Genomic DNA, 19,637 nt, shown 5'->3' on the forward strand with positions numbered 1-19,637 from the left:
GGCCCGCGGCTAGCCGCGCAGCTCCTGGGTGCAGCACTTCACGCTGCCGCCGCCCTTGAGCAGCTCGCCGAGGTCCATCGGCACCGGCTCGAAGCCGCGGTCCCGCAGCGGGTCGAACAGACCCGTGGCGGCCTGCGGCAGCAGCACGTGCAGCCCGTCACTCACCGCGTTCAGCCCGAACGCGGCCGCGTCCGCCTCGCTCGCGATCAGCGCGTCCGGGAAGAGCCGGGCCAGCACGGCCCGGCTGCCCGGCGAGAAGGCGCCCGGGTAGTACATGATCTCGTCGGCCGCGTCGTCGAGCACGCTCAGCGCCGTGTCCAGGTGGTAGTAGCGCGGATCGACCAGATCGAGGCCGATCACCGGCCGCCCGAAGAACTCCTGCGCCTCGTCGTGCGAGAGCGGGCTGGACCGGAAGCCGCGCCCCGCCAGGACGTACGAGGAGGTCACCGCGAAGTCGCCCTCGCCCTCGTTGACGTGGTCGGGCTCGTGGATCTCGGTGAAGCCGTGGCTCCGGAACCAGTCGCGGTGGGCGGCCGCCTCGGGGAAGCGTTCCTGGTAGGCGAAGCGGGCGCCCAGCACCCGGCCGTCGATGACGGTGGCCCCGTTGGCGGCGAAGACCATGTCCGGCAGGTCGGGGCGGGGCTCCAGGAGCTCGACAGTGTGGCCGAGGGCGCGGTAGCGGTCGCGCAGGTCCTCCCACTGGGTCTGGGCCAGCGGGAGGTCGACCGGCTTGGTGGGGTCCATCCAGGGATTGATGGAATACGTCACCTTGAAGTGCGCCGGGGCGCACATCAGGTAGCGGCGGGGTGTGGACCGACGGCCGGGGGTGCGGCGCGAAGCGCCCTCATGAGGGGCGGCGGCGGGGTGACGTGTGGGCAATGAGGGCTCCTCACGAATCGTCGCGGCGGCATTGGTGGCCGCTGCGGCCGGTGCGTCGCACGGGTGTGTGCGTGAAGCCCATGGTGCGCCGTCCCGGGCCGCGGCGCAGTGAACCGATCGGGTGGTTCCGTACAGCTGTGTGAGATCCGGCCCCCCGGTGGGGTGCACGGGCGCCGGCCGCCCCCTTCCAGGGGCTCCGATCACCGGAAATTCGGCCGCCATTTCCCGACAAACAGTGCGATAGCGGTCAGCTGAGGCCATCGGTGGTCGTACCCCGCTTCAGGACTCTGGCCACCCGAAGCGCAGGATGGTGGGACCATGGGCAGGGGCAACGCTGAGGTAAGGGGATAGATGGGCGCCGATTTCAGTCGCGGTCGCGGCTCGGAGAGCAGGTTTTCCCACTGGCTGCGCCGACGGCCCAAACCGCAGCAGGGCGATGTCGACGGCACCGCACGGGAGGCGCTGCTCCTGGCTGTCGCCGAGGCCGGGATGCCGATCGCGCCCGCCGCCCACCCGGTCGGCTACCGATGTTCGTGCGAACGCATCGGCTGTCCCACCCCGGCCAGGCACCCGGTCTCCTTCGCCTGGCAGACCCAGTCCACCACCGACCGGGCACAGATCGAGCGCTGGGCCCTCAGCCAGCCGCAGGCCAACTTCATCACGGCCACCGGCATGATCCACGACGTGCTCGACGTCCCGCTCTCGGCCGGCACCCAGGCGCTGGAGCGGCTCCTCGCCGCCGGAATCGACGTGGGCCCGGTGGCCCGCTCCGGCGACGACCGGATGCTCTTCTTCACCGCGACGCGCGGTACGCCGGAGGACGAGGACGAGTGGTGGCCGTGCGAGCTGGACTGCCACCCCGAGACGATGGACGAGCACCCAGGACTGCGCTGGCACTGCCGCGGCAGCTACGTGCTGCTGCCGCCGGCCATGCTCCCGGGTGAACTCGACGTCAGCTGGGTGCGGGGGCCGGAGAACCCGCTGCCCGACCCGCTGACGCTGCTGGAGACCCTGACGGACGCCTGTGCGCGGTTCGTGGGCTCCGCGGAGCAGAGCGACGTCGACCACGACTCGGTGGCCTGGCCGCTGAGCCGGTAGGGGACGTCCCGCCGCGATCGTGCGGGAGCCCCGGACCGGGCGTCCGGGGCCTTCCGCCCGCACGCCCGGTGCTGCCGGACCGGCGCCGTCGGCGCGGTGCGTCCGCCCGCTGCTAGGAACCCTTGGCCGACGTCAGGCCCGGCAGCCGGTTCAGCATGATCACCTTGCCCGTGCCTGCGCCCTTCTTCGGGACGTACACCAGCTGGCCCGAGATCCGCTCCTTGGTGAGCGTGCTCCGCACCTCACCGGTCAGCAGCGCCTCGACGTCCCGGCTGACCGTCGGGCGCAGCCCTTGCGCCGCGGTCTGCTGCTCGAAGTGCTTGCTGCTGAAGAAGACCAGTGCGCCGCCGTCGTCCGTCTCCAGGGCGAGCGGCGCGAACAGGCCGCTGTTCAGCGGCTGGTCGATGTACTGGTACGAGAAACCCGCCCGCCGCGTGTTCAGCCGGCTCTGGCGCCAGACCGAGGTGGCCGTGCCGGGGGCGAACGCGTCCGGCGTCCCCTTTTGCAGGTAGCCCGTGTACTGCGCGCCCAGGTCCTTCGGGGCGACCGCCAGTCCGGGCCCGTCCGCCGCCACCGGCTTCGCCCGGCCCTCGTCGTCCTTAGCGAAGTCGGGGATCCGGGACGGGGCGACGACCGCGAGATAGGCGGCCTTCCAGCCCTGGCCGGGGCCGGACTTGACGAAGGCGAACAGCCAGCGGGTGTCCAGCTTCCCGCCGTCCTGGTCACGGTTGGAGTCGGTGTCCGCGAGGAACCACCGCGGCCAGCCCGCCTTCTCGGGGATGACGTAGGTGGCGTCGGTCAGCTCCAGCGGCCGGTGGTTCGCGTTGCCGTCCGGATTGTTCTTCTGCCGGGCCCGCAGACCCGCCTGGTTGACCGCGCCGAGCGCACCGGTGACCTCGTCCTCGTCCAGCGCGGGGTCGTAGGCCTTGTCCGCCGCGTTGTACGCGGCGGTGAAGTTCTTCAGGGCCTGCGCGGCCTCAGACCGCGTCGCCGCCGGGACGACTTCCAGCTCGCCGTGCACCGTCACGCACCCGCTCGCCGTCATGCTCAGCACCGTCGCTGCCGCGAGCCCCGTCGCCAGCCGAACCGGCCTCAGGCTTTTCATCCGTTGCTTTCCGCGCCTTCTGATCCGTCGCCCCCACTGACCGTCCGAACCCTACCGGGGACAGGAACAGCGCGAGGGTGGGGATCAGATACAGCGCCCACACCGTGATCTGGAGAACGGTCGGATCCGGCTGGAAGTTGAACGTCCCCTTCAGCAGCGTGCCGTACCAGCTGTCCGGCGGAATCGTGGCGCTGATGTCGAACGCCCGGTTCTGCAGCCCGCCGATGAACTCCGCCTCCTGCAAGTCGTGGACTCCGTAGGCGAGTACACCCGCCGCGACGACCACCAGCATGCCGCCGGTCCAGGTGAAGAACTTCGCGAGGTTGATCTGCAGCGCACCGCGGTAGAACAGCCAGCCCAGCACCACGGCCGACAGGATGCCGAGCAGCGCGCCGATCATCGGATGCCAGCCGTCGTCCGCCGCGTGCACCGCACGCCACACGAACAGCGAGGTCTCCAGCCCCTCCCGGCCCACCGCCAGCAACGCCGTGGCGACCAGCGCACCGGTCCCCATCGCGAGCGCCGCGTCGAGCTTGCCGTGCAGCTCCGCCTTCAGGTGCCGGGCGGTGCGCCGCATCCAGAAGACCATCCAGGTGACCAGGCCCACCGAGAGGACCGACAGCGAACCGCCCAGCGCCTCCTGGGCCTTGAACGTCATCTCCTGCGAACCGAATTCGAGACCGGCGCCGAAGGCCAGGCTGACGACGACGGCGATGGCGACACCGATCCAGATCGGCAGCAGCCTGCTCCGGTTGCCGGTCTTCACCAGGTACGCGATGAGAATGCAGACGACCAGGCTGGCTTCGAGCCCTTCGCGCAGGCCGATCAGGTAGTTACTGAACACGTCTCGGTTCCCTTTCCGCTTCGAGTCCCGTTACGAGAACAGCGCCCGGCCCCACCAGTCGTCCGTGTCCCGGACGCCCGGCGGGACGGCGAAGTGCGCCGAACCCACGTGCTGGATGTACTCGTTGAGTGCGTCGTGTGCCGCCAGGCGCCGCTGCAGCGGTACGAACGCCGTGCGGGTGTCGCGCTGGTAGGCGAGGAAGAACAGCCCGGCGTCGAGCCGGCCCAGGCCGTCCGTGCCGTCGGTGAAGGAGTAGCCGCGCCGCAGGATCGTCGCCCCGTCGTTGGTGTCGGGGTGCGCGAGGCGTACATGGGCGGTCGGCAGCATCGCCTTCAGGAACGGCTCGTCGCGTTCCTTCGCCTTTCCGACCGGGGCGCCCTCGCCCTTGTCGCGGCCGAAGACGTCCTCCTGCTCCTGCAGTCCGGTCCGGTCCCAGGTCTCGATGTGCATCCGGATGCGCCGGGCCACCAGGTACGAACCCCCGGCCATCCAGCCGGCGTCCTTCCCGTCGGCCCACACGTGCCGGTCCAGGGCCGCGGTGTCGGTGCCGGAGATGTTCCGGGTGCCGTCCTTGAAGCCCATCATGTTGCGCGGGGTCTGGGCGTCGGGCGTCGTCGACGAGGTCTTGCCGAAGCCCAGCTGGGACCAGCGGATCGCGGTGCGGCCCATGCCGATCCTGGCGAGGTTGCGGATGGCGTGCACCGCCACCTGCGGGTCGTCCGCACAGGCCTGGACACACAGGTCGCCGCCGCTGCGGGCCCGGTCGAGGTTGTCGCCCGGGAACTTCGGCAGGTCGACGAGCGCGCCGGGGCGCCGGTCCTCCAGGCCGAAGCGGCCCTTCGCGAACAGGGACGGGCCGAAGCCGACGGTCAGCGTCAGCCGGGACGGCCTGAGGCCGAGCGCCTCGCCCGTATCGTCCGGCGGCGCCTCGGCCAGGCCCCCGTAGGCGCCGTCGCCGACCGCGTGCCCGGCCGTCATCCGCTCGGCCGCCCGGGTCCACTCCTTGAGCAGCGCGACCAGTTCGGCCCGGTCCTCCGTCGTGACGTCGAACGCGGCGAAGTGCAGCCGGTCCTGGACGGCGGTGGCGATCCCGGCCTGGTGCGCCCCGTGGAACGGCACCGCGGCGCCGCTGTCCGCGGCGGTCACGGCGGTGTCCCCGGACCGCACCGCGGCCGCGGTACCGCCGGCCACCGCGGCACCGAGCGCGAGCCCGGCGCCGCCCCAGCCGAGCAGCGCCCGCCGCGAGGGGGCACGGCCGGGGGTCCCGGCGGCGTCGCCGGTCGGCTGCTGATCCTGCTCGGACATGCCCGGGACCTCTTTCCGGCCGGTTACTTCGTCACCGCTGCGGCGAGCCGGGAGAGCGGCTCGGCCAGCGCGTTGACCGCGTCGGACAGCTCCTTGCGGTCCGCCTTGCCGACCTTCTCGTACGAGGTGAAGGCGTAGGAGCTCTTGTCCTCGCGGTACTTGTCGAGCAGCGTGTTCAGAGCCGCGAACCGCTTGTCCAGGGTGGCGGTCAGCGCCGCGTCGTTCTTCGACGCGATCGGCTTCAGCAGCTGGTAGGACTGCTCCGCGCCCTCGACGTTGGCCTTGAAGTCGACCAGGTCGGTGTGGCTGTAGCGCTCCTCCTCGCCGGTCACCTTGCCGGTCGCCACCTCGTCGAGGAGCTCCTTGGCACCGTTGGCCATCGAGGTCGGGGTGATGTCCGCCGTGCCGACCCGCTTCTGCCAGTCGAGCAGGTCCTTGTGGAGGGTCGGCGCGAGGGCCTTCTCCTCGGCGCCCAGCTTCTTGTCCTGCCACAGCGCCTTCTCCAGGCGGTGCCAGCCGGTCCACTTCTGGCCGTCCTCCAGGCCGTCCGCGCGGACGTCGACCTTCGGGTCGATGTCACCGAAGGACTCGGCGACCGGCTCGGTGCGCTCCCAGCCGATCCGGGAGTCGGCGTACGCCTTCTTCGCGGCCTCCAGGTCGCCGGCGGCGACGGCGTCCGTGAAGACCTTGACCTTCGGCAGGGTCTCGTCGGCCTGCGCCTGGACGTAGGTGCGGTAGGCGGCGACGGCCTTGTCCATCTCGGGGCTGCGCTTGGCCGCCTTGCCGCCGCTGACCTCGATCTTCTGCCGGATGCCGTGGCCCTTCATACCGGGCTTGCAGGCGATCTCGTACGAACCGGCCTTGATCTCGGCCGTGATGGTGGCCTTGGTGCCCGGGCCGATGTTCTCCCGCTCGGCCACGATGCGGTCGTCCGGGAACAGGACGTAGACCTCGGTGACCTTGGAGCCCTTGTTCTGGACGGCCAGTTCGACGTGACCGGCCGGCAGCTTCGTCTTCGACACGTCGCAGGAGTCGTCCTTGGCGACGACCTGGACGGCGCCCTCGCCCTTGCCGTCGCTCTTCTCGGCGCAGCCCGTGACAGCGGTCAGAGCGGCCACGGTGGCGGCAGCGGTGACGACGGAGAAACGAACGGCTCGCATACGGGCTCCACATGAGGACGAAGGAGGAGGATGGGGATGAGGGGAGAGCGGAAACGCGGCCGGACGGAGCCGGGTGAGGCGGACCTAACTTAACCGAGGCTTACCTGACCGATACCCCTCCGTGCAGTGATTCAACTCTCACTGGGGACGCACAGGAACGGGGGGATCACGGTCGACCCATGAGCGAACCCGTAACGGGTCAAGCGAGGGTCAAGAGGCCCGGTCCGGCACGACGAGGGGCACCCCGGTCCGCGGATGCGGGAACACCTCGACGGGCTGCCGGTAGACCCCGCTGAGCATCGCGCTCGTGAACACCTCGGCCGGCGGGCCCGCCACCGAGATCCGCCCGTCGTGCAGCACCGCGGTCCGGTCCGCGTACGCGGCCGCGAGCCCCAGATCGTGCAGGACGACGACGACCGCGTCCCCGGCGGCGGCGCGCTCCCGGCAGATCCGCAGCACCAGTTCCTGGTGGCGCAGGTCGAGCGCGGCCGTCGGCTCGTCGAGCAGCAGCAGCGGGGCGCGCTGCGCCAGCACCCGGGCCAGCGCGACCCGGGCCCGCTCGCCGCCGGAGAGCGCGGAGAAGGGGCGCGCGGCGAACTCGGTGACCTCGGTGGCGGCCATCGCCGCGCGGACCGCGGGGTCGTCCTCGTCCGCCCGGTCCGTCCCGGCCCAGGGCGCCCGCCCCATCCGGACGACGTCCTCCACGGGGAACGGGAAGGAGAGCGCGGCGGACTGCGGCAGCACGGCCCGGCGCAGGGCCAGTTCGGGCGCGGACCAGGCGGTGACCGGGCGCCCGTCGATCCGTACCTCCCCGCCCTGGGCGGGCAGGTCGGCGGCGAGCGCGGCCAGCAGGGTCGACTTGCCGGCCCCGTTCGGGCCGACGAGCGCCAGCACCTCGCCCGCGTGGGCCGTCAGGTCGATGGAGCCGAGCACCTGCCGCCCGCCCAGGCGGACCCGCAGCCCGCGCGCCTCGGCGAGCGGGTCGCCGGGGGAGACGGGCACGGGCAGGGTCCGCCCCCGTACCGCGAAGAGGTTCCGCAGCGTCCTCATGCCCAACCACCTTGCTTGCGACGGGTCCTGCGCAGCAGCCAGAAGAAGAACGGGCTGCCGAAGAGCGCGGTCAGTACGCCGAGCGGCAGCTCGGCCGGGTCGGCGACGGTCCGGGCAGCGAGGTCGCCGGCGACGAGCACCAGCGCGCCGCCCAGCGCGCTGCCGGGCACCAGGAAGCGGTGGCCGGGACCGTTCGCCATCCGCAGCAGGTGCGGCACCAGCAGTCCCACGAACGAGATGATCCCGGCGACCGCCACAGCGGCGGCGGTCAGCAGCGCCACCACGAGCACCAGCACCATGCGCAGCCGTTCGACGTCGACCCCGAGGTGCCGGGCGGGCCGCTCGCCGAGCGCCAGCAGGTCCAGCTTCCGGGCATAGAACGGAGCGATGACGAGGCCGAGGACCGCGCACGGCAGCACGGCCAGCACCTTGGGCCAGGTGGCCTGGGCCAGTGAGCCGAGCTGCCAGAAGGTGATCTGGGTGATCTGCGCGTTGTCGGCGAAGAAGATGAACAGGCCGATCAGGGCGCCCGCGAAGGCGTTGACGGCGATGCCGGTGAGGATCAGCGTCACCACCTCCGTCCGGCCGCCCGACCGCGACAGCGCGTACACCAGCAGGACGGTGAGCAGTCCGGCGACGAACGCGCAGACGGTGATGGTCCAGTTGCCGAAGAAGCTCAGCCCCAGCGCGATCGAGGCGACCGCGCCGACCGCCGCCCCCGCGGAGATCCCGATGACGCCGGGCTCGGCGAGCGGATTGCCGAACACGCCCTGCATCAGTGCCCCCGCGCAGCCGAGCGAGGCGCCGACCAGCAGCGCGAGGACGACCCTCGGCAGCCGTACGTTCCACAGGACGCTCTCGCCGACCCGGTCCAGGGCGTGACCGCCCAGCCCGATCCGGTGCTGGACGGAGCCGAGGACGTCGCCGAGCGGGATGCTGTACGCGCCGAGCCCGGCGGACAGCAGGCAGCACACGACCAGGGCGGCGAGCAGTCCGGCGGTCAGGGTGACGGCCGTGGAGCGGCGCGCGCGGGGGACCGCCCGGCCGGCGGATGCCTCGTGTGCGGTGGTCACTTGGCCGCACCGTCCCCGGGGTAGAGCTGGGCGACCAGTTCGCTCAGCACCCGGTCGGTGCGCGGCCCGTAGTTCAGCAGCACTCCGTCGTCGACCGAGACGATCCGCCGGTCCATCCCGGCCGGGGTCTCGGCGACGCCCGGAATCTTCACCAGCCCGTCGACGCCGCCGACCGAGTCGAGCCCCTTCGTCATCACGAGGATCGCGTCGGGCGCCGCCTTGGCCAGGGCTTCGCTGGTGATGGCGGTGAAGTCCTTCTTCAGCCCGGACGCCTTGCCCGCGTCCACGGCGCCCGCCGCTTCGAGCAGCGAACTCGCCCCGGACTCCCGGCCGCCCAGCAGATAGACGGAGGCGGAGCCGCGCAGATAGAGGAAGGCGACGCGCGGCCTCCCGGCGCCGCCGGCCGGTGCGGGGACGGACTTCCGTACGGCGTCGATACGGTCCCGGGTGCGCTCGGTGAGCTCGTCGCCGGACTCCGGTACGCCGAGGGCTGCGGCCACCGTGTCGATCCGGCGGCCGACGTCGGAGAGTTCCTTGGCCGGTTCGACGACCACGAGCGGAATGCCGGCGTCCCGGATCTGGCCGATGGCCTCGGCCGGTCCGGTCGTGGTGTCGGCGAGGACGACGGTGGGCCGCAGCGACAGGACGCTCTCCGCCGACACGTCATGGGCCCGGGTCACCACGGGGAGCTTCGCCGCCTGTTCGAAGGTGGCGGTGATGTCGCGGGCCACGACCTGCTTTCCGAGGCCGAGCGTGAAGACGATCTCGCTCAGGCTGCCGGTCAGCGGCACGATCCGGTCCGCCGAGGTGATCGTGGTCCGCTTCCCGTCCGCCGACGTCACCGTGACGGGCAGCCGCGGTGCGGGCGTGCCGGTCAGCGGCTCGATCCGGTCGGTGTCCGCGGCCGCCGGGGTCCCGGCGCCCGCCGTCCTCGCCACGGGAGCCCCGGTGTCCCCGCAGCCGGCCAGTACCAGGGCCGAGGCCAGGGCGAGGGCTGCCGTCAGGGCGCCGGTGCGCCGGCGTCCCGGTCGCGCGGTGTCCCGGCCCGGTGGGGCGACGTCCTGCGAGATGCGCACTGGGCACCGTCCTGTCGTTCTGCGGCGTGCAGTTGATGGGAGATTGCGAGAAATGTGACGGAAAGGGGTACCGACACAAGATGTACATACCTTAGGTTAGCCTTACCTCATCTTCTAGACCTCGGAGGGGTCCATGCCGCCGTACCGACCTGCCCGCGCGCTCGCCGTCGCGCTTCTCGCGGTCCTGCTGGGAGCCCTGCTCCCGGCGGCCACCGCGCAAGCGGCGAACCGTACGGTGCAGGGCGGCCGCCTGGACTGGGGCATCAAGTCCTCGTTCCAGAGCTACGTCACGGGCCCCATCGCGCAAGGCAGTTGGAGCCTGACGGGCGGCGCCGCCACGGTCGGCGGCAGCCAGTTCCGCTTCCACTCCGCGACCGGTTCCTACGATCCGGCGAGCGGCGCCTTCCGGGCCGGCTTCTCGGGCGGTGTGCACTTCACCGGGCACAAGAAGCCCGACGGCGGCAACGAACTGGACCTCACCATCAGCCGTCCCACCGTCCGGATCCAGGGCGGCAGCGGCACGGTGTACGCGGACATGGTCAGCAAGGACCGGGGGACCGGTCGCGTCACCTCCGCCGCCCAGGTCCCGCTGGCCACGCTCGGCCTGTCCGGGATCGACATGAGGGGCGGGGCCACCCCCGTGGCCCTCAACAACGTCCCGGCGACGCTGACCTCACAGGGCGCCAGGTCCTTCGCCGGCTACTACACGGCAGGCACCCCGCTGGACGCGGTCAGCCTCTCCGTGGACACCTCGGCCCCGGCGGGAAAGCCCGCCGCCTCGACCTCTCCCGGGCAGCCGAAGAGCAGCGCGAAGCCGAAGGAGACCGCGGGCCGCATCGAGGACGCCGCCGTCGACTGGGGCGTGCGCCGCACCTTCCGCGAGTACGTCACCGGCTCGATCGGCCGGGGGAAGTGGACCCTGGCCGGAGGCGCCCAGGACGGCGGAGCACTCTTCCGTTTCCCGAAGGGCACGGGCACGTACGACCCGGAGAAGCAGGCCCTGGCGGCGGACTTCGCGGGCAGTGTCCGCTTCGCCGGGGCGCACGGCCTCGATCTGACGCTCTCCCGGTTCGCGGTCGGGCTGAAGGCGGGCCGGGGCACGCTCAGCGCCGACGTCCGGAGCGACGGCGACACCCGCAGGGCCGTACCCCTCATCACCTTCACCGCCGAGGACTTCGCCCCGACGAACGGCCTCGCGGTCCTCACAGAGGCTCCCGCCACCCTGACCGCGGAGGGCGCCAAGGCCTTCGGCTCCCTCTACAAGGCGGGCACCGCGATGGACCCGGTCTCGCTCGCCGTGGCCGTCGAAGCGGCGGCGAAGCTGCCCGCCCTCCCCGACCTGGGCAGCGAACCCGTCCCCTCGGCGGAGCCGTCGGGCACCGCTCCGGCGAAGACCACCGTGGCCGCGGCCACGGTGGCGGACGACACCTCGCACAGCTGGCTGTACGTGACCCTCGGCGGCGCCGGTGTGCTCGCCGCGGCAGCGGCCGGCGTGCTCTTCCTCGTACGCCGCAACCGCTCCACGACGCCCCCTGCTTCCTGACCCCCGCACCCCCCCTCCCTCCCCCCACACCACCCCCGTTGATCCCTGTTCATTCCTGAGGAGACCCCCGACCATGGCAGCCACCCGCCGCCCCATAGCCCTCGCCGCAGCCGTAACCACGGCCGCCGCCCTCGGCGCCGCCTTCGCCCTCCCGGCACTCGCGGCCGAATCGTCCCCGCAGGGCGCCGCTGCCGCTCCGGAGATGGAGCTGAAGGACGGCACGCTGGACTGGGGCTTCAAGGAGTCCTTCCGCAAGTACATCGGCGCCGCCGGAAAGATCACGGTCAAGGACGGCGCCACCCAGGCCGCGGGCAACGGTGTGTTCACCTTTGTCAACGGCAAGGGCACGTACGACATGACCACGCACGGCACCGACACCGCCTTCCAGGGCGGCGTCAACTTCTCGGCGCACGGCGGCGTCCTGGACATCACGCTCTCGGACGTCAAGCTCTCCACGGCCGGCAAGGGCGGCGCGATCACCGCCGACGTGGCGACCCCGCAGGGCACCGCGAACGACGTGGCGGTCGCCGACCTCGACCTGTCGGCCGTCCGGCCGGGGCAGGGCGCGGGCGGCACGATGGTCTTCAAGGACATCCCGGCGAAGCTGACGAAGGCGGGCTCCGCGGCCTTCAACGGCCAGTACAAGGAAGGCGAGGTGCTCGACCCCGCCACGCTCACCGTGAAGGCGGTCGCCGCCCCCACGGAGAAGCCGACCGAGAAGCCGACCGAGAAGCCGACGGAGAAGCCGACCGAAAAGCCCACGGAGAAGCCGACCGAGAAGCCCACCACGAAGCCGACCGCCAAGCCGACGGAGTCCGCACCGAAGCCGAGCCCGAGCACCACGGCGACCGACAAGCCGGCCGCCGACCCGGGCGCGATCGTCGACGGCACCCTGGACTGGGGCGTCAAGGCGTCCTTCCGTTCGTACGTCACGGGCCCCATCGCCCACGGCAAGGCCGAGACGACGGCCGGCGCCACCGCGTCCGGCAACGGGTACCGCTTCCCCGACGCCACCGGCCGCTTCGACGCCGGCAAGCAGACCCTGAGCGCCCTGTTCGACGGCAAGGTCCGCTTCCTCGGGCACGAGGAGGACGGTGCGTACACCCTCGACCTGTCCCTCACCAACCTGGAGATCCAGGCGGACGGAACCAAGGGCAGGCTCATCGCCGACGTGTCCACCAAGGACCGTGCGACGAAGAAGGTCGCCACCTACACCGGTCTGGCCGTCGCCGACCTCAAGCTGCCCGCCGGCGGACTCACCGCCAGGAACGGCGTGGTGACGCTCTCGGCCGTGCCCGCGACCCTGACCGCCGACGGCACCAAGGCCTTCGGCGGGATGTACCCGGCGGGTGAGCGGCTCGACGCGCTGACCGTCGCGGTCGCCCTCGACAAGAACGCCGAACTCCCGTCCACCGGCGGCTCGACGGGCGGCTCGTCCACCACCTCCGGTTCGGCCGCCGGCGGTTCCGTGGGCGGCGGCGGCACGGTCGGCGGCTCGGGCGCCCTGGCCTCCACCGGCGCCGGCCTCCCGGCCGGCGCGCTCATCGCCGCATCGGGCGTCATCGTGGCGGCCGGCGCCGGAGCGGTCGTCGTGGCCCGCCGTCGCCGCACCGTCTGACCCGCCCCACCGCGCGACACCACCGCCCGGGTGCCTGCCCTCCGACGGGCAGGCACCCGGGCGGTGCTTGAATGCGGACGTGAGCGACTACGACGTACCCGCCGGCAGAGGCATCGACGTCCTGCGCGTGTTCTGCGGCCCCGACGGCCGGCACGGCAACGCCCTCGGAGTCGTACGCGACGGGCGCGACCACCCGGACGAGGCGTCCCGGCAGCAACTCGCCCGTCAGCTCGGCTTCAGCGAGACCGTGTTCGTGGACGACCCCGAACGCGGCCGGCTGGACATCTACACCCCTGGGCTCCGCCTGCCGTTCGCCGGGCACCCCGTGGTCGGCGCCGCCTGGCTGCTGGACCTGGAGATCCTGGAACTGGAGGTGGGGGAGGTCTTCGCCCGCCAGGACGGCGAGTTCAGCTGGATCACCGCCCGCCCCGAGTGGGCGCCGCCGCGCACGCTCCAGCGGTACGCCTCGGTCGCCGAGGTCGACGCGCTGCCGGCCCCGCCGCCCGGCGAGGGCTGGCTCTACGCCTGGGCCTGGGAGGACGAGGCGGCGGGCCGGGTGCGGGCGCGGGCGTTCCCGCGCCGGGACGACGGGATCGTGGAGGACGAGGCGACGGGGGCGGCGGCGCTGCTGCTCAGCGCGCAGCTGGGCCGCGCCCTGAACATCAGGCAGGGGCGCGGCTCCCAGATCCTCACGGCCCCGGCTCCGGACGGCGCGGTGGAGATCGGCGGCCGGGTCGTGCTGGCGGCTCAGGGCTGACCGGCCGGCGGCATCGGGCCCGCAACGGCAGGACCGAGCCCGCCCGGCGACTGAGGACACGACGAAGCGGCGGAGCACCCGAGCCCGGGCACCCCGCCGCCGACCGCCAAGGACTACGCGCTGAGCGGGAACACCTCGCCCAGCTCCCGGAACACCTCGGTGTTCAGCGCGAACGCCCGCTTGCACTCGTCCACGATCCGCTGCTTCTCCAGATCGTCCGCGTTCACCGCGTCCAGCAGCTCGCGGTAACCCCGCTTGAAGGAGGCGGGGTTGTCGATCTGCTCGAAGACGTAGAACCGCACCCCGTCGCCCTTGCGCGCGAAGCCCCAGGTCTTCTCCGCCTTGTCGCGGATGATCTGCCCGCCGGAGAGGTCGCCGAGGTAGCGGGTGTAGTGGTGCGCGATGTACCCGGCGGGCCAGTCGCGGGCGCACTCGGCGACCCGGCCGGCGTACGCGGCCGTCGCCGGCAGCGGCTCCAGGCCCGTACGCCAGTCGGCGCCCCGCAGATGCGCCAGATCGCGCTCCAGCTCGGCGGTGCGCATCAGCTCGGACTGTATGAACGGCCCGGCGACCGGGTCCGCCGCCAGCGCCCGGGCGCCGTCCTCCAGTGCCCGGTACACGAACCACAGCTGCTCGGTGTAGCGCGTGTACGCGTCCACGCCGAGCCGCCCGCCGAGCAGATCGCTCATGAAGGTCGAGGTCTCGGCCTCGGTGTGCTGCTCGTGCGACGCGGTACGGATCAGCGTCGAGAAGGGCGTGGCGGTGACGGTTGCGTCCAAGGCGGGCCTCCGGGGACCGAGGGGGACGGGAAGTCCAGAAAGAGACGGAAATATCGGCCTGCCGAGGTTGTCCGCCGCAGCGTGTGCCGATGGCTCGATCTTCCTACTTAGGCTTACCTAAGTCAACTGCTTCCCGACGGCCTGTCGGTAAAAACTGCCCGGGAGACGGCCGGAGAAACGAGAACGGCCGCCCCGGTGAGAGGCGGCCGTCAGGATGAAGGGGAGGGGCTACGGGAGCGTGAGGACGTCGGCGCCCGTCTCCGTCACCACCAGCGTGTGCTCGAACTGGGCGGTGCGCTTGCGGTCCTTCGTCACCACGGTCCAGCCGTCGTCCCACATGTCGTAGTCGTGGGACCCGAGCGTCAGCATCGGCTCGATGGTGAACGTCATGCCGGGCTGCATCACGGTGGTGGCGTGCGGGCTGTCGTAGTGCGGGATGATCAGCCCGGAGTGGAACGAGGAGTTGATCCCGTGCCCCGTGAAGTCCCGCACCACCCCGTATCCGAAGCGCTTGGCGTACGACTCGATGACCCGGCCGATCACATTGACCTGGCGGCCCGGCCGCACCGCCTTGATCGCCCGCCGCAGCGACTCCTCGGTGCGCTCCACGAGCAGCCGCGACTCCTCGTCCACGTCGCCGCAGAGGTAGGTGGCGTTGTTGTCGCCGTGCACACCGTTGATGTACGCCGTCACGTCGAGGTTCACGATGTCGCCGTCGCGCAGCACCGTGGAGTCCGGAATGCCGTGGCAGATGACCTCGTTGAGCGAGGTGCACAGCGACTTGGGGAAACCGCGGTAGCCCAGCGTCGACGGGTAGGCGCCGTGGTCGCACATGAACTCGTGCGCGACCCGGTCGAGTTCGTCCGTCGTGACCCCCGGCGCGATGTGCTTCGCGGCCTCGCCCATCGCCTGCGCGGCGATGCGTCCCGCGATGCGCATGCGCTCGACGGTGTCGGCGTCCTGGACCTCCGGGCCGGTGTACGGCGTCGGGGCCGGCTTGCCGACATACTCGGGGCGCCGGATGTTTCCGGGCACGGAACGGACGGGAGTGAGCTCCCCTGGTACAAGCAGCGACTGGCCAGACATGCCAGCGAGTCTAACCAGCGCGCCTGGGGCAGCATGGCATCAAGGAAAGGAGCCGGAGATGGCCCTGTTCAAGAAGCGCACGGTCGGCAAGCCGGGCGAGTGGTTCTACTGCCTGGAGCACAAGAAGGTCGAGGAGGGCCCCGAGTGCCCGGCCAAGGACCGCTTCGGCCCGTACACCTCCCGCCAGGAGGCGCAGCACGCCATGGAGACGGCACAGGCCAGGAACCTGGAGTGGGAGACCGACCCGAAGTGGCACGACCGCCAGGGGCCGGACGAGGACACGAACGGCTGAGGGCTGACGGGTCCGGGGCGCGAGCGCCCCGGGCTCAGCCCGTCGGCGCCGCCGCCCGCAGCGTCTCCTCGCTCTGCGCCCGTCGGCGCAGCGCGTCCTCGTCGGTCTCCGAGTCGTACGTCAGCAGCTTCGGCAGTGCGGCGGCCAGCAGCGCCACCGAGGCCACGCACGCCACACCGCCGCTCCACACCGCGGTACGGGTCCCCGTCCACCCCGCCATGCCGCCGGCCCGCACCTGGCCCAGCTGCGGGCCCACGCTGTACGAGAGCACCTCGATGCCCGCCAGCCGGCCCCGCAGCTCCTCCGGGATCGTCTGGTTCCAGATGGTCGAGCGGCCGAGGCCGCTGAGCATGTCGCCCGCGCCGGCGACCGTCAGGCAGATCAGCACCAGCCAGATGTCGCCGAACCAGCCGGCCGCCGCGATCGCCAGCCCCCAGACGGCCGCACCGAACACCACGAACAGTCCGTGCCGGCGCACCCGTGCGGTCCAGCCGCTGGTCAGGCCGAGCACGAGGGAGCCGACCGAGCCCGCCGCGTACATCAGTCCCAGCGACCACTCCGCGTCCAGCTCGTCGGCGAGGAACGGGAAGATCGTGTTCGGGAAGGCGAAGAACATCGCCGCCATGTCGATCGCGTACGTCCCCAGCAGCACCGGCCGGCTCCACGCGTAGCGCGCGCCCTCCGCGATGCCCCGCAGGGACGGCTTCGTCCCCTTCTCCGCGGGCGGGGCGGGCGCGAGCCTGCGGCAGAGCACCACGGAGACGGCGAACGTGACCACGGTGACCGCGTACGCCGTGGCGTGCCCGGCGTACGCCACCACCAGGCCGGCCAGCGCCGGGCCCAGGATCGCGCCGGCCTGCCAGCGCAGCGAGTTCAGCGCGGCGGCTGCGCCCAGCTGGTCGTGCGGCACGATGCGGGCCATCAGCGAGTCGAGCGCGGGCCGCTGGAGCCCGGCGAGCGCGGAGACCCCGCCGGCCACCACGTAGAGCGGCCAGAGCATCGGGTCGGGCAGGGCCGCGTTCACCAGCAGGACGAGCGCGAGCAGGCCGAGCCCCGCCTCGGTGGCCAGAATGACCTTTCGGCGGTCGGCCGCGTCGGCGAGCGCACCGCCGTAGAGCCCGAACACGACCAGGGGCACCAGCTCGACCGCACCCATCGCGCCCACGGCGAGCGGCGACCCGGTCAGGTCCTTGATCTGGAGCGGCAGCGCGATCAGCGCCATGAAACTGCCGAAGTAGGTGACGATCCCCTGCACCCACAGCAGACGGAAGTCCGCCGAGGAACGCCAGGGCGAGAGATCGGGGAGCAGCGCGGCGACTCTGGCGGCGAGGGAGGGGCGAGGGGTCACGAGGAGCCATGCTCCGCCGTGACACCGGCCGGGAGCAAATACGTTTCACCAGGTGAGGGCGGACGCGTCACACGGCGGGGCCCGCCCCGCTACCACCGCGGCGGGGGCGGCGCGGTCAGCTGGTCGGCGAGCCGGGACAGCCGGTCCCGGAAGCGCAGCCGGCCGCGCGGCACGGGCGCGCTGTTCTCCCCGGCCGCCGCGCTGACCAGGTGCTGGACGGTGTCCAGGTCCACGTCGTCGCCGCCCGTCACGGACAGGGCCTCGTGGGCGAGCCCCCGCACCTCCGGATCGCCGTTGTCCAGCGAGAGCACCGTCGCCCCCGCCCGGCGGGCGTCGTGCACCCGCTCCAGCAGCCCCTCGCCCGGCCGCTCCGGCACCACCACGAGCAGCGTCTCGCCCCGCCCGGCCGTCTCGATCCGGCCGAGCCCCACGGCCAGGTGCGCCGGGTCGCCCGGCTCCACCCGGTGGCGTACCAGCGTCGGCGTCAGCTCGGGCAGCCCCGACCAGGTGGACTCGTCGACCAGATGGGCCGCCAGGTGCCACGGCTCGTACGCCTCGGTCCCCACCAGCAGCAGCCCCCCGCCGTGCGGCACGACGGACGAGCGCAGTGCCCCCGCGAACCGGCGGGTGGCCGCCGGCCACTGGGTCCCGGCCAGCACCTCACGCAGCAGCGCCACACGTACGGCATCCATGGCCCGGCATCATGCACCAACCCCGTCCCCGGCACCGGCGAACGCCGGCGGAACCACCCGAACGGGACCCATGGGGCGACCCGTCCCACCGGCCGGGAGAGACCGCCCCCGCTCCCCGTACCTGGCAGTAGTGTCGGGGCCATGACTACGAATGACAGCGGCAGCGCGCCCAAGCCCCCTGCCAAGGACCCCTGGGACCTCCCCGACGTGTCCGGTCTGACCATCGGTGTGCTCGGCGGCACCGGCCCGCAGGGCCGCGGACTCGCCTACCGGTTCGCCCGCGCGGGCCAGGACGTGATCATCGGATCCCGTGCGGCCGACCGGGCGCAGGCCGCCGCCGACGAGCTGGGCCACGGCGTCCGGGGGGCCGACAACGCCGCGTGCGCGCGCGACAGCGACGTCGTGATCGTGGCCGTGCCGTGGGACGGGCACGCCAAGACCCTGGAGTCCCTGCGCGACGAGCTCGCCGGCAAGCTCGTCATCGACTGCGTCAACCCGCTCGGCTTCGACAAGAAGGGCGCCTACGCCCTGAAGCCCGAGGAGGGCAGCGCCGCCGAGCAGGCCGCCGCCCTGCTCCCGGAGTCCCGCGTCACCGCCGCCTTCCACCACCTCTCGGCCGTGCTGCTCCAGGACGAGACGATCGAGGAGATCGACACCGACGTCCTGGTGCTGGGCGAGGCCCGCGCCGACACCGACACCGTCCAGGCCCTGGCCGGCCGCATCCCCGGGATGCGCGGCATCTTCGCGGGCCGGCTCCGCAACGCCCACCAGGTCGAGTCGCTCGTCGCCAACCTGATCTCCGTCAACCGCCGCTACAAGGCACACGCCGGACTGCGCACCACCGACGTCTGAGCCGGCGCGGCACCCTGCTCGGAGCGGCCGGAGGCATGGGGGACACTGGACGGGACCGCGCACCACCCCCCGACAGGAGCCACCCCCATGCCCCGCCTCGCTCTCTACGCCATCGCCGTCTGCGTCCTCGCCGTCGCGGCCGCCGTGATCTCCTTCGTGCAGGGCAGCTGGCTCATCGGGATCGTCTGGGTGCTGCTGGTCGGGCTCTCGTCCAACATGGCCTGGTACTACGTACGCCGTCAGCGCGCCGCCCGGCCCGCGCGGAGCGCCTAGAGCTACCCGTTCATCGCACACACCGGGTTCGCCGTCTGCCAGAAGCGGTAGGCGTCGAGACCGCAGTACGTCTCGAACTCGCTGACGCCCAGCGACCGCAGCAGCGCGTCGATCGCGTCGAAGAACGCCGCGTGCACCTCGGGGACCCACAGCAGGGCGAAGACCGCGATCAGCCCGAACGGTGCGATCGGCTCCACCGCGCGCCGGACCGAGTGCGAGAGCCACGGCTCGATCACCCCGTAACCGTCGAGCCCCGGCACCGGCACCGAGTTCAGGATCGCGGCCGTCACCTGGAGCAGCGCCAGGAAGGCCAGGGCGTACCGGAAGGCGACCGGGACGCCGTCCAGCGCGTCCAGCCAGAACGGCGCGGTGCACACGAGCGCGAACAGGACGTTGGTGAGGGGCCCCGCCGCAGAGATCAGGCTGTGCCTCCAGCGGCCGCGGATCCGGCCCCGCTCGATGAAGACCGCGCCACCCGGCAGCCCGATACCGCCCATGATCACGAACAGCACGGGCAGCACGATGCTCAGCAGCGCATGGGTGTACTTCAGCGGGTTGAGGGTCAGGTATCCCTTGGCGCCGATGGAGATGTCGCCGCTGTGCAGCGCCGTCCTGGCGTGGGCGTACTCGTGGAGACAGAGCGAGACGACCCAGGCCGCCGTGACGAAGAGGAACGTGGCGAAGCCCGGCTGCTCGGCGAAGTCCGTCCACACCGCCCAGCCGGACACCGCCGTCACGGCGGCGATGCCGAGGAACACCGGGCTGATCCGCCGGTCGCTGCGGGCTGTTGCGGTGGTCATCGGCGGG

20 protein-coding genes are annotated in these 19,637 nt (G+C 72.3%); 7 read left to right on the plus strand and 13 right to left on the minus strand.

The annotated features are described in order from the left end of the window. Positions 1–9 precede the first annotated feature (9 nt). Positions 10–792 (minus strand): amidinotransferase, encoded by a 783-nt coding sequence (locus OG521_28225; protein WUW26827.1) that lies wholly within the window; start codon positions 790–792, stop codon positions 10–12. A gap of 438 nt (positions 793–1,230) precedes the next feature. Here OG521_28225 and OG521_28230 point away from each other — a divergent pair, with 438 nt between their 5' ends. Then, a complete protein-coding gene (locus tag OG521_28230; protein ID WUW24439.1) occupies positions 1,231–1,977 on the plus strand; it encodes a bifunctional DNA primase/polymerase in 747 nt (248 codons plus the stop codon). 112 nt (positions 1,978–2,089) lie between these two features. Here OG521_28230 and OG521_28235 read toward each other — a convergent pair whose 3' ends face one another. The 7 genes from OG521_28235 to OG521_28265 form a co-directional block, all read right to left on the minus strand. Then, entirely contained in the window at positions 2,090–3,022 is a 933-nt protein-coding gene (locus tag OG521_28235) for a hypothetical protein (protein ID WUW24440.1), read from the minus strand. Beyond that, on the minus strand, positions 2,955–3,926 hold the full coding sequence (locus OG521_28240) for an FTR1 family protein (GenBank protein WUW24441.1): 972 nt from the start codon (positions 3,924–3,926) through the stop codon (positions 2,955–2,957). Before OG521_28240 ends, OG521_28235 begins: the two co-directional genes overlap by 68 nt. 30 nt (positions 3,927–3,956) lie before the next feature. Continuing rightward, the gene (gene efeB, locus OG521_28245) at positions 3,957–5,231 is read right to left on the minus strand and encodes an iron uptake transporter deferrochelatase/peroxidase subunit (GenBank protein ID WUW24442.1); all 1,275 of its coding nucleotides are present in this window, start codon (positions 5,229–5,231) and stop codon (positions 3,957–3,959) included. A gap of 23 nt (positions 5,232–5,254) precedes the next feature. Then, positions 5,255–6,391 (minus strand): cupredoxin domain-containing protein, encoded by a 1,137-nt coding sequence (locus OG521_28250; GenBank protein WUW24443.1) that lies wholly within the window; start codon positions 6,389–6,391, stop codon positions 5,255–5,257. A 210-nt stretch (positions 6,392–6,601) separates the two neighbouring features. Continuing rightward, the gene (locus tag OG521_28255; GenBank protein ID WUW24444.1) at positions 6,602–7,441 is read right to left on the minus strand and encodes a heme ABC transporter ATP-binding protein; all 840 of its coding nucleotides are present in this window, start codon (positions 7,439–7,441) and stop codon (positions 6,602–6,604) included. Then, positions 7,438–8,514: an iron ABC transporter permease gene (locus tag OG521_28260; GenBank protein WUW24445.1), complete on the minus strand. Its 1,077-nt coding sequence runs from the start codon at positions 8,512–8,514 to the stop codon at positions 7,438–7,440. Before OG521_28260 ends, OG521_28255 begins: the two co-directional genes overlap by 4 nt. Continuing rightward, positions 8,511–9,590: an ABC transporter substrate-binding protein gene (locus OG521_28265; GenBank protein ID WUW24446.1), complete on the minus strand. Its 1,080-nt coding sequence runs from the start codon at positions 9,588–9,590 to the stop codon at positions 8,511–8,513. Before OG521_28265 ends, OG521_28260 begins: the two co-directional genes overlap by 4 nt. A 133-nt stretch (positions 9,591–9,723) precedes the next feature. Between OG521_28265 and OG521_28270 the strand changes: the two genes are divergently transcribed. From OG521_28270 to OG521_28280, 3 genes are all read left to right on the plus strand, one after another. After that, complete coding sequence (locus tag OG521_28270) at positions 9,724–11,133, plus strand: HtaA domain-containing protein (protein ID WUW24447.1); 1,410 nt, start codon at positions 9,724–9,726, stop codon at positions 11,131–11,133. A gap of 73 nt (positions 11,134–11,206) precedes the next feature. Next, entirely contained in the window at positions 11,207–12,751 is a 1,545-nt protein-coding gene (locus OG521_28275) for an HtaA domain-containing protein (GenBank protein ID WUW24448.1), read from the plus strand. Between the two features lie 79 nt (positions 12,752–12,830). Next, positions 12,831–13,508 carry a PhzF family phenazine biosynthesis protein gene (locus OG521_28280; protein ID WUW24449.1) on the plus strand — a complete coding sequence of 226 codons (678 nt, stop codon included), beginning with the start codon at positions 12,831–12,833 and terminating at the stop codon, positions 13,506–13,508. A gap of 113 nt (positions 13,509–13,621) precedes the next feature. Here the strand turns inward: OG521_28280 and OG521_28285 are convergent, their stop codons facing one another. Together OG521_28285 and map are read right to left on the minus strand one after the other, a co-directional pair. Then, positions 13,622–14,287 (minus strand): biliverdin-producing heme oxygenase, encoded by a 666-nt coding sequence (locus OG521_28285; GenBank protein WUW24450.1) that lies wholly within the window; start codon positions 14,285–14,287, stop codon positions 13,622–13,624. A gap of 228 nt (positions 14,288–14,515) precedes the next feature. Continuing rightward, positions 14,516–15,373, minus strand: a complete 858-nt coding sequence (map, locus tag OG521_28290) for a type I methionyl aminopeptidase (protein ID WUW24451.1) — start codon at positions 15,371–15,373, stop codon at positions 14,516–14,518. 58 nt (positions 15,374–15,431) lie between these two features. Between map and OG521_28295 the strand changes: the two genes are divergently transcribed. After that, positions 15,432–15,665 (plus strand): hypothetical protein, encoded by a 234-nt coding sequence (locus OG521_28295; protein WUW24452.1) that lies wholly within the window; start codon positions 15,432–15,434, stop codon positions 15,663–15,665. Between the two features lie 34 nt (positions 15,666–15,699). Here the strand turns inward: OG521_28295 and OG521_28300 are convergent, their stop codons facing one another. Both OG521_28300 and OG521_28305 read right to left on the minus strand, forming a co-directional pair. After that, complete coding sequence (locus OG521_28300) at positions 15,700–17,013, minus strand: MFS transporter (protein ID WUW24453.1); 1,314 nt, start codon at positions 17,011–17,013, stop codon at positions 15,700–15,702. Between the two features lie 89 nt (positions 17,014–17,102). Continuing rightward, positions 17,103–17,705, minus strand: coding sequence for a hypothetical protein (locus OG521_28305; GenBank protein ID WUW24454.1), 603 nt, complete (start codon positions 17,703–17,705; stop codon positions 17,103–17,105). A gap of 141 nt (positions 17,706–17,846) precedes the next feature. Between OG521_28305 and npdG the strand changes: the two genes are divergently transcribed. Together npdG and OG521_28315 are read left to right on the plus strand one after the other, a co-directional pair. Further along, positions 17,847–18,557, plus strand: coding sequence for an NADPH-dependent F420 reductase (gene npdG / locus OG521_28310; protein WUW24455.1), 711 nt, complete (start codon positions 17,847–17,849; stop codon positions 18,555–18,557). Between the two features lie 87 nt (positions 18,558–18,644). Next, positions 18,645–18,830 carry a hypothetical protein gene (locus OG521_28315; protein WUW24456.1) on the plus strand — a complete coding sequence of 62 codons (186 nt, stop codon included), beginning with the start codon at positions 18,645–18,647 and terminating at the stop codon, positions 18,828–18,830. Between the two features lie 2 nt (positions 18,831–18,832). On the opposite strand, the gene OG521_28320 is transcribed toward OG521_28315, so the two are convergent. Then, positions 18,833–19,630: a site-2 protease family protein gene (locus OG521_28320; GenBank protein WUW24457.1), complete on the minus strand. Its 798-nt coding sequence runs from the start codon at positions 19,628–19,630 to the stop codon at positions 18,833–18,835. Between the last annotated feature and the right edge of the window lie 7 nt (positions 19,631–19,637).

It is taken from the genome of Streptomyces sp. NBC_01463, from assembly GCA_036227345.1.
Classification (GTDB): domain Bacteria; phylum Actinomycetota; class Actinomycetes; order Streptomycetales; family Streptomycetaceae; genus Streptomyces.